Source organism: Frigoribacterium faeni (assembly GCF_007988805.1).
GTDB lineage: Bacteria > Actinomycetota > Actinomycetes > Actinomycetales > Microbacteriaceae > Frigoribacterium > Frigoribacterium faeni.
Map to the genome: position 1 here is coordinate 1 of NZ_BJUV01000057.1, position 9,645 is coordinate 9,645.

Here is a 9,645-nt window from a genome sequence, read left to right on the forward strand (position 1 = left end):
CGGGGTGCGGCGAGGGGGTGGGCGAGCGGGCGAACGGGCGGGCGGGGTGTGTGCGGACGGGCGGGCGGGGGAGACGAGGAGGCGCGGGGCGGCACGACCGCGCCGCAGCCCGAACCGCAGAGGGTGCGGAAAGATGGGGTCGTGCCTCTCGTCTCGACCGATACCGCTCTGCTCACCCGCCTGCGCTCCGACCTGTCGTCGTCGGGGTTCACCGTCGAACGCCTGAGCAGCCCCGAGGCCTGGGGTGCGACGGCCGGCGCCGCGCTGTTCCGCGGCGAGCGGGTCGCGGCCCGCCGGGCACTGCGACGCAGCGTCGACGCGCACGAGAGCATCCGCGGCGCCGCCACCCTTGCGATGCTGTTCATCCTCGGCTACCCGCAGAGCCGGGACGAGGTCGAGGCGGCGCTGCCGACCCTCGGCGTCGACGGCGCGATCGCCCTGGGCCTGGTCGAGGCGTCCGACACCCTCGAGTCGACCAGCACCGGCACCAGCAGCACCGGCACCAGCACCAGCACCGGCACCAGCACCAGCACCAGCAGCACCGGTACCGCCGCCGCTCCCGGATCAGCCGTCCGCGCCCGGGTCGACCTCCGCCCCTACTCGTTCGTCGACGCGGGCGGCGAGGTCAGCTGGTGGATCGCCTCGGACCTCGGCGAGCTCGCGCTCGGCGGCGCCCTCCGCGAGGACCACGTGCTCGGCGTCGGCGGAGCCTCGGCGACCCTCGCCGGCCTGATGATCCCGCGGCAGGTCGACCGGGCGCTCGACCTCGGCACCGGCTGCGGCATCCAGGCCCTGCACGTCGCGCGGCACGCCCGCCGGGTGGTCGCCACCGACATCTCGCAGCGCGCCCTCGACTTCGCCGCGTTCAACGCCGCGCTCAACCTGGTCGACGGCATCGAGTTCCGGCTGGGCAGCCTCTTCGAGCCGGTGGCCGGCGAGACCTTCGACCACATCGTCTCGAACCCGCCCTTCGTCATCACGCCGCGGGTCGAGGGCGTGCCCGAGTACGAGTACCGCGACGGCGGCATGGAGGGCGACGACCTCGTCGCCGCGGTCGTCGCCCAGGTCGGCGAGCACCTGACCCCCGGCGGCGTCGCGCAGCTCCTCGGCAACTGGGAGCAGGGAGGCGCGGGTTCCGCCCCCGCGAAGAAGGGCGCGTACTCGGTGGCCGACTGGGCCGCCCGGGGCGGCGTGCCCCTCGACGTCTGGGTCGTCGAACGCGAGGTGCAGGACCCGGCCGCCTACGCCGAGACCTGGATCCGCGACGGAGGCACGCGTCCCGGCACCGACGACTTCGAGCGTCTCTCCGAGGCCTGGCTCGGCGACTTCGAGGCACGGCGCATCGACGAGATCGGCTTCGGCTACGTGACGCTGAGGCGCCCCGTCGACGGGGCGGCCGTGCCCCTGGTGCGCATCGAGCGCCTCCTCGGGGGGATCGGGTCGAACGACGCCGGTCTCGGCGCGCACCTGCTGACGACGTTGGACGCGGTCGAGGTCCTGAGCCGGCTGGACGACGACGCCCTGCTCGCCGCGCACCTCCGCGTCGCGGGCGACGTCACGGAGGAGCGCCACTACTGGCCCGGCAACGACGATCCCACCGTCATCACCCTGCGCCAGGGCGGCGGATTCGCCCGCAGCGTCGAGTCGGGCACCGCCCTGTCGGCGCTGGTCGGGGCGTGCGACGGCGAGCTCTCGGCGGCGGCGATCGTCGGGGCGCTGGCGCAGCTGCTCGACGTCGAGGAGGCACGGCTCGAGCAGGAGCTGACCCCGCGCCTCCGCGAGCTGGTCACCGTGGGCATGCTGCGGCTCTGAGGTCGCCGACGGCCTCACGGCCGGCGACCGAGGAAAACCCAACCGCACTCGGTTTTCACTGATACCGTGCACGCATGACGACCTCCACCACCGGCAACGCCGCCGACGAACACGCCCGCCTCACCGAGCTGCTGCAGCGACTCACCCTCGAGGAGAAGGTCCAGCTGCTGACCGGCCGCGACTTCTGGACGACCCACCCGCTCGAGCGGATCGGGCTGCGACGCATGCTCGTCAGCGACGGCCCCAGCGGGGTGCGCGGCGAGGTGTGGGACGAACGGTCGCCGTCTCTGAACCTGCCGAGCGCCTCCTCGCTGTCGTCGTCGTGGGATCCCGCCCTCGCTCGACGCTACGGCGCGGCCGCCGCCGTCGAGGCCCGCCGCAAGGGCGTCGACGTCGTGCTCGGCCCGACGATCAACCTGCATCGCTCGCCGCTCGGCGGGCGCCACTTCGAGGCGTTCAGCGAGGACCCGGTGCTGACCGCCGACCTCGCCGCCGCCTACGTGCACGGCGTACAGGAGAACGGCGTCGGCGCGACCCCCAAGCACTACGTCGCCAACGACTACGAGACCGACCGCTTCACGGCGAGCACCGAGGTGAGCGACCGCGCCCTGCGCGAGCTCTACCTGCTCGCGTTCGAGAAGTCGATCGTCGAGGCGCGCGCGTGGCTGGTGATGTCGTCGTACAACTCGATCAACGGCGTCACCGCGACCGAGAACGAGCTGCTCGAGACCCCGCTCAACAGCGAGTGGGGCTTCGACGGCGTCGTCGTCAGCGACTGGACGGGCGTGCGCAGCCTCGAGAGCGCCCGCCACTCGCAGGACCTCGTCATGCCCGGGCCCGACGGCCCCTGGGGCGCCGCTCTCGTGGCGGCCGTGGCGTCGGGCGACGTGCCCGTCGAGGCCGTCGACCGCAAGGTGATGCGCCTCCTGCAGCTGGCCGCCCGGGTCGGCGCGCTCGAGGGCTTCGAGCCGGTCGTCGCCGAGCCGGTCTCCGTCGAGGACGGCATCGCGTTCGTCCGCGAGGCCGCCGCCGCCGGCACCGTGCTGGCGCACGACCGGGCCGGTGCCCTGCCGCTCGACGCGTCCCGCGTGCGGTCGGTCGCCGTCATCGGGCACAACGCCCGCTTCGCCCGCACCCAGGGCGGGGGCAGCGCGACCGTGCTCCCCGAGAAGGTCGTCACGCCGATCGAGGGCATCGAGGCCGCGTTCCCCGGCGCCACCGTCACGTACTCGGTCGGCGCCGTCGTGCAGGAGGGGGTCGCCGAGCTGCCGCTCGACCGCATCACCAACCCGGTCACGGGCGAGCCCGGCGTGCGGGTGTCGTTCCGGGCGGGCGACGAGGAGCTCTTCGGCGAGGACCGCCGGGCCACGTCGCTGGTCTGGTTCGGCGGCGACGCCCCCATCTCGTCGAGCGACGTGGTCCGCTTCTCGACGCGCTACACGCCCGAGACGACCGGTGAGATCCTGCTCGGCGTCGCCTCGGTCGGCCACTCGGTGATCCGGGTCGACGGGGAGGTCGTGCTCGACGGCACGAGCGAGGCCGTCGGCGACGACCTCGGTGCGGCGTTCCTGTCGCCGCCGTCGCAGTCGGCGGCCGTCTCGGTCGTCGCCGGCGAGCCGATCGACGTCGTGATCGACCACACCATCGCCCCGAGCGCGCTTGGCGGCGCCCTGAGCTACACGTTCGGCATCGAGCCCGACGACAGCGACCCGGCCGGCCTGATCGCGTCCGCCGTCGAGGCCGCCGCGGCCGCCGACGTCGCGATCGTCGTCGTCGGCACGAACAGCCGCGTCGAGTCCGAGGGCTTCGACCGGACGTCGCTCGGGCTGCCCGGCCGGCAGGACGAGCTCGTCTCGGCGGTCGCCGCCGCGGCGCGGTCGACCGTGGTCGTCGTCAACTCGGGCTCGCCCGTCACGATGCCCTGGCGCGACGAGGTCGACGCCCTGCTGCTGACCTGGTTCGGCGGACAGGAGTACGGCAACGCCCTCGCCGACGTGCTGACCGGCGCCGTCGAGCCCGGCGGACGCCTGCCCACGACCTGGCCGGCCGAGCAGGCCGACGTGCCCGTGATCGACGTCACGCCGGTCGACGGGAAGGTCTCGTACGACGAGGGCATCCACATCGGCTACCGCGCCTGGCTCAAGGCCGGCGCGACCCCCGCCTACCCGTTCGGCCACGGCCTCGGCTACACGACCTGGTCGCTCGACGCCGTGTCGGCGACGCCCGAGGTCCGCGAAGGAGGCACGGTGACGGTCTCCGTCGACGTCACCAACACCGGTGCGCGCCCCGGCAAGCACGTGGTGCAGGTCTACGCGTCGCGGGGCGAGTCCGTCGTCGACCGCCCGGTGCGCTGGCTCGTCGGTTTCGCACCCGTCGTGGCCGATGCGGGCGAGACGTCACACGTCGAGGTCGCCGTTCCGGCTCGGGCCTTCGCCGACTGGCGTGACGGAGCCTGGGCCTACGAGCCGGGCGCGTTCCGTCTGCACGTGGGGTCGTCGCTGGCGGATCTTCCGTTGGAGGCGTCCACCGAGATGCGGGGCTGACCTGCGCCTCCTCGGGGCCGAGGTCGAGGCTCTGACGCAGGACGGGCGGGTCCGTCGTCTCCGGTCGATCGTGGTCGACCGGTCGTGACGGACCCGCCCGTTCTCGTGCGGTGTCAGGAGCGGTGGTTGCCCACGCGGTCGCCCCAGGTGCGCCACGAGTACTCGGGCACGAAGCCCAGCAGGTCGCGGGCCTTGTCGGAGCTGAGCAGCGGCTCGTTGCCCTCGACGGCCGCGCGACGCTCGACGTCGGGCCAGTAGCGGTCGGCCAGGACGGCCGTCGGGGTGTTCATGACCGTGTCGGCGTTGGCGATGATGAACGCCTCGAAGCCGACCAGATCGGACTGCAGGGCCTTGCGGACGGCCTGGGCGCCGTCACGGGCGTCGATGTACGAGAAGAGGTTGAACGTGCGGCCCTCGGGCGACTCGTCGAACGGGAAGGCCTCGTAGTCGCCGTCGTCCATCACGTTCGAGAAGCGAAGGCCGATGAGTTTGAGCTGACGGTCCCAGCGGGTGAAGTGCCGCGCCATCTCCTCGTCGACGGCCTTGCCGAGCGAGTACGACGACTCGGGTCGCACCGGGTAGTCCTCGTCGACCGGCAGGTAGGGCGGGTCGAGGTCGAACGGGATGCCCAGCAGGGTCTCGCTCGAGGCCCAGACGACGTTGCGGATGTGCGCGGCCCGCGCGGCGGCGAAGACGTTGTAGCTGGCCGTCACGTTGTTCGTGAAGAGCGTCGCGTTCGGCACGAGCCCGGGTGCGGGGATCGCGCCGAGGTGCACCACGGCGTCGATCGAGTCGTAGCGGTCGTCGACGTGGGTGAGGGCCTGCAGGACCTCGCCGTAGTCGGCCAGGTCGACGCGGACGAACGTGACGCCGTCGACGGGGTCGGGGCTCGGCACGCGGTCGAGCAGCACGACCTCGTAACCGTGCTCGACCAGGTCGCGCACGACCGCGCGGCCGAGCTTGCCGCTGCCGCCGGTGACGGCGACGCGCTCGGGGGTGGTGGGGGGAGTGGACGTCATCGTCTGTTCTTCCTTGCCTGTCGGGGGGACTCCGTTCTATCAGCAGCCACCGTCAGTCGCGCGGCGTACGCTGCCGACGGGCGCAGCGAGCGCCCGACGTCGCCGCCGACGCAGGCGGCATGACGTCCGAGACGAGCGAGAGGCCTTCACCATGAAGCCGACCGAACACCAGCACGACCCCGCCGATCACGTCGTCGACGATCACGTCGACGCGGCCGCCGTGCACGGCGACAGCGACGAGACCGTCGTCCCGCACGGCGGCTCCGCCGCCGTCGACGCGACCCGCGAAGGCGCCGTGGATGACGTCGACCAGGCTCTGGGCGGACACATCCCGCTGCGCTGAGCGCCGCTGCAGCAGCGCGGTGGCGCCCTTACGGCGCCTCCGGCCTCCTCGACGACGGGTGAGAGTCCTCACCCGTCGAAGATCACCCGGTCGCCCGGCGTCCGGGTGCGCTACTTTTGACCGTGCTCTCGGCTGGTTACCGAGGCGCCCGTGTCCTCCAGTCGAGCGGCCCGTCGCGTGTGATCTCCTGATCCGATCATGCCCGACTCCTGCTCGCGGACACGGTTCGCACGCCCCCGTCCGAGCTCGTCTCGTCGATGGGGGCGTGCCTTGTCTCCCGGACCATCTCATGGCAATATCGAGGCATCCTCATCTCGCGGCACGGTTCAGGGGCGAGAAGAGGCGTCGTGCACAGGACCATCCCGGACCCTGAGCCCGTTCCCTCCACCGGCGGCACCCTGACTCGCTGCCGGTGGAGAGAGCGCCTCCCGGAGGCGTCGGCCGGGTGCATGCGGCAAGATCGACACATCATGTCCTCCGCTTCCACCGCACCTCTCGCCGCCCTGCTCCCCGCCGACCCGGGGGACGCCTCCTACGACGCGGACGCGGCCTACGCGGACTTCGCGGGGTGGGCCGAGAGTCGAGGGCTGCCGCTCTACCCCGCGCAGGACGAGGCCATGATCGAGCTCGTCTCGGGCGCATCGGTCATCCTCAGCACGCCGACCGGAACGGGCAAGTCCCTGGTCGCCGCGGGCGCGCACTTCGTGGCCCTCAGCCGCGGGCAGCGCAGTTACTACACGGCTCCGATCAAAGCCCTGGTGAGCGAGAAGTTCTTCGCCCTGGTCGACCTGTTCGGGCCCGAGAACGTGGGCATGGTCACGGGCGACTCCTCGGTCAACTCCGACGCGCCCATCATCTGCTGCACGGCCGAGATCCTCGCGAACCTGGCCCTGCGCCACGGTGCCGACTCCGAGGTCGACCAGATCGTGATGGACGAATTCCACTTCTACGGCGACCAGTCGCGCGGCTGGGCCTGGCAGGTGCCGCTCCTGCTGCTGCCCCGGGCGCAGTTCCTGCTGATGTCCGCCACCCTCGGCGACGTCACCCGCATCACCGACGACCTCTCGCGGCGCACCGGCCGGCCCGTGGCCCGGGTGACCGGGGTCGAGCGGCCGGTGCCGCTCCACTACACCTACGCCCAGACGCCCGTGCAGGAGACGGTCGAGGACCTCCTCTCGACCGGCGAGGCCCCCGTCTACGTCGTGCACTTCTCGCAGGCGGCGGCTCTCGAGCGCGCGCAGGCGCTGTCGAGCATCAAGGTCGCGAGTCGGGAGCAGCGCGACGAGATCGCCGAGCTGATCGGCGGGTTCCGCTTCAGCACCGGCTTCGGCAAGACCCTGGGCAGGCTCGTCCGCTCGGGCATCGGCGTGCATCACGCCGGCATGCTGCCGAAGTATCGGCGCCTCGTCGAGCAGCTGGCCCAGCGCGGGCTGCTGAGGGTCATCTGCGGCACCGACACGCTCGGGGTGGGCATCAACGTGCCGATCCGCACCGTGCTGCTGACGGCTCTGACGAAGTTCGACGGCACGCGCATGCGCCAGCTGTCGGCTCGCGAGTTCCACCAGATCGCGGGCCGGGCGGGCCGCGCCGGCTACGACACGTCGGGGACGGTCGTGCTGCAGGCCCCCGAGCACGAGATCGACAACCTCAAGGCCATCGAGAAGGCCGGCGACGACCCGAAGAAGAAGCGCAAGATCGTGCGCAAGAAGGCCCCCGACGGGTTCGTCTCGTGGGGCGAGCCGAGCTTCCAGAAGCTCATCGCGGCCGAGCCCGAGGCCCTCACCTCGCACATGCAGATCACCCACGCGATGCTGCTCAACGTGATCGGCCGCGGCGGCGACGTCTTCGGCAACGTCCGGTCGCTGGTGTTCGACAATCACGAGCCGAGGTCGCGCCAGTACGCGATGGCCCGGCAGGCGATCTCGATCTACCGCACGCTGCGCACCGCCGAGGTGGTCGTGCAAGAGCCCGGCGTCGACGGCGGCGCGCCGGTCATCCGCCTCACGGTCGATCTGCAGGCCAACTTCGCGCTCAACCAGCCTCTCTCGCCGTTCGCGCTCGCGACCTTCGACGTGCTCGACCGCGAGTCGCCGAGCTATGCGCTCGACGTCGTCTCGGTCGTCGAGTCGACCCTCGACGACCCGAGGCCGATCCTGTCGCAGCAGCAGTTCAAGGCACGCGGCGAGGCGGTCGCCGCGATGAAGTCCGAGGGCATCGAGTACGACCAGCGCATGGAGCTGCTCGAACTCGTGACGCACCCGAAGCCGCTCGACGAGCTCCTGACGGCCCTGTTCGAGACGTACAAGGCGTCGCAACCCTGGATCGGCGACTTCGAGCTGAGCCCGAAGTCGGTGGTCCGCGACCTCTACGAGCGCGCCATGACCTTCGGCGACTTCGTCAACTTCTACGGACTGGCCCGGTCGGAGGGGCTGGTGCTGCGGTACCTGTCCGACGCGTTCCGTGCGCTGCGTCAGACGGTCCCGGACGAGGCCAAGACCGACGAGCTGGCCGACCTGATCGAGTGGCTCGGCGAGCTGGTGCGACAGGTGGACTCGAGCCTCCTCGACGAATGGGAGGAGATGCTCAACCCGCGCGAGGCCGACGCGCACGACGACATCGTGCCGCCGGTGCTGCGCCGCTTCAGCGCCAACGAGCGGGCGTTCCGCATCGCCGTCCGCAACGAGATGTTCCGGCGGGTGCAGTTCGCCGCTCTCGACGACGCCGAGTCGCTCGGGCAGCTCGACGCCGCCTCCGGCTGGGACGTCGACCGCTGGGGCGAGGCTCTCGACCGGTACTTCGACGAGTACGACTCGATCGGCACCGACGCGGCCGCGCGCGGACCGCACATGCTGCAGGTCGAGCAGCTGCCCACGGTCTGGCGCGTCCGTCAGATCCTGGCCGACCCCGAGGGCGACCACGACTTCGGCATCTCGGCCGTCGTCGATCTGGCGTCGAGCGACGAACGGGGCGAGGCCGTGGTGACGGTCACCGCGGTCGGCCCGGCGTCCGAGCGCACCCGGGTCGCAGCCGGCGAGGAGTAACCTCGTTCGCGTGCTCCCCGACCCGGGGGCCGCCGACGACCGCAGCACCACCGTGCTCCGTTCCACGAGGAGAATCCATGTCTCGCCTGTCCGGAAGAGTCGCGATCGTCACAGGAGCCGCGTCCGGCATCGGCGAGGCCATCGTCCGTCGGTTCGCCGACGAGGGGGCGAGGGTGGTCGCGACCGACATCGTCGACGGCTCGGCCGTCGCGGCCGAGGCGGGTGCCGAGTTCCTCCGCCACGACGTCGCCAACGGCGGCGACTGGAAGCGCGTCATGGATCACGTGGCCTCGCAGTACGGCCACCTCGACGTCCTCGTCAACAACGCCGGCATCGTCTCGGGTCAGTCGATCGACGTCACCCAGCTCGAGAGCTGGAACCGCGTCTTCGCCGTCAACGTCACCGGCGTCATGCTCGGCACGCGCTTCGCCATCGAGCAGATGCGGGCCAACCCCGACGGCGAGGGCGGGTCGATCATCAACCTCGCGCCCGCCACCTCGTTCCTCGGTTTCGGCGACGATGCGGCCTACACGGCCAGCAAGCACGCCCTGGTGGGGTTGACGCGGTCCAGCGCCGCTCACGCCGCTCAGGAGGGCTGGAACATCCGCATCAACTCGCTGCACCCCGGGCCCACCGACACGGCGATGTTCCGCCGGCAGGTCGAGGCGCAGCCCGCCCTGCTCGACGCGTTCAAGACGATGAGCCCGAGAGGCCGTCTGGCGAAGCCCGAGGAGGTCGCCGGGCTGGCGCTGCACCTGGCGTCCGACGACTCGGCGTTCTCGACGGGCGCGCAGTTCGTCGTCGACGGCGGGCTGTCGAGCACGCACCCCTCGATGTAGCGCGCGCGGCGCACCCCGAGACGCGGCGCTCTGCATCGGGTTCCGTGC

6 protein-coding genes are annotated in these 9,645 nt (G+C 71.8%); 5 read left to right on the forward strand and 1 reads right to left on the reverse strand.

All coding sequences use genetic code 11. The features are described from left to right. Positions 1-141: 141 nt before the first annotated feature. Together FFA01_RS15385 and FFA01_RS15390 are read left to right on the forward strand one after the other, a co-directional pair. Positions 142-1,812, forward strand: a complete 1,671-nt coding sequence (locus tag FFA01_RS15385; protein WP_244289900.1) for a DUF7059 domain-containing protein — start codon at positions 142-144, stop codon at positions 1,810-1,812. 74 nt (positions 1,813-1,886) lie between these two features. Continuing rightward, the gene (locus FFA01_RS15390) at positions 1,887-4,355 is read left to right on the forward strand and encodes a beta-glucosidase family protein (RefSeq protein ID WP_146857065.1); all 2,469 of its coding nucleotides are present in this window, start codon (positions 1,887-1,889) and stop codon (positions 4,353-4,355) included. 113 nt (positions 4,356-4,468) lie between these two features. Here FFA01_RS15390 and FFA01_RS15395 read toward each other — a convergent pair whose 3' ends face one another. Next, a complete protein-coding gene (locus tag FFA01_RS15395; RefSeq protein WP_146857066.1) occupies positions 4,469-5,374 on the reverse strand; it encodes an NAD-dependent epimerase/dehydratase family protein in 906 nt (301 codons plus the stop codon). A gap of 151 nt (positions 5,375-5,525) precedes the next feature. Here FFA01_RS15395 and FFA01_RS16030 point away from each other — a divergent pair, with 151 nt between their 5' ends. From FFA01_RS16030 to FFA01_RS15410, 3 genes are all read left to right on the forward strand, one after another. Then, positions 5,526-5,717 (forward strand): hypothetical protein, encoded by a 192-nt coding sequence (locus FFA01_RS16030; protein WP_167627405.1) that lies wholly within the window; start codon positions 5,526-5,528, stop codon positions 5,715-5,717. 470 nt (positions 5,718-6,187) lie between these two features. Continuing rightward, positions 6,188-8,758 (forward strand): DEAD/DEAH box helicase, encoded by a 2,571-nt coding sequence (locus FFA01_RS15405; protein ID WP_146857067.1) that lies wholly within the window; start codon positions 6,188-6,190, stop codon positions 8,756-8,758. A gap of 77 nt (positions 8,759-8,835) precedes the next feature. Beyond that, the gene (locus tag FFA01_RS15410) at positions 8,836-9,597 is read left to right on the forward strand and encodes an SDR family oxidoreductase (protein ID WP_146857068.1); all 762 of its coding nucleotides are present in this window, start codon (positions 8,836-8,838) and stop codon (positions 9,595-9,597) included. Positions 9,598-9,645: the final 48 nt, after the last annotated feature.

Bases quoted from the DNA above. Each gene is read 5' to 3' on its own strand.
- FFA01_RS15390 (WP_146857065.1), top strand. From the start codon at position 1,887: ATGACGACCTCCACCACCGGCAACGCCGCCGACGAACACGCCCGCCTC.
- FFA01_RS15395 (WP_146857066.1), bottom strand. From the start codon at position 5,374: ATGACGTCCACTCCCCCCACCACCCCCGAGCGCGTCGCCGTCACCGGC.
- FFA01_RS16030 (WP_167627405.1), top strand. From the start codon at position 5,526: ATGAAGCCGACCGAACACCAGCACGACCCCGCCGATCACGTCGTCGAC.
- FFA01_RS15405 (WP_146857067.1), top strand. From the start codon at position 6,188: ATGTCCTCCGCTTCCACCGCACCTCTCGCCGCCCTGCTCCCCGCCGAC.
- FFA01_RS15410 (WP_146857068.1), top strand. From the start codon at position 8,836: ATGTCTCGCCTGTCCGGAAGAGTCGCGATCGTCACAGGAGCCGCGTCC.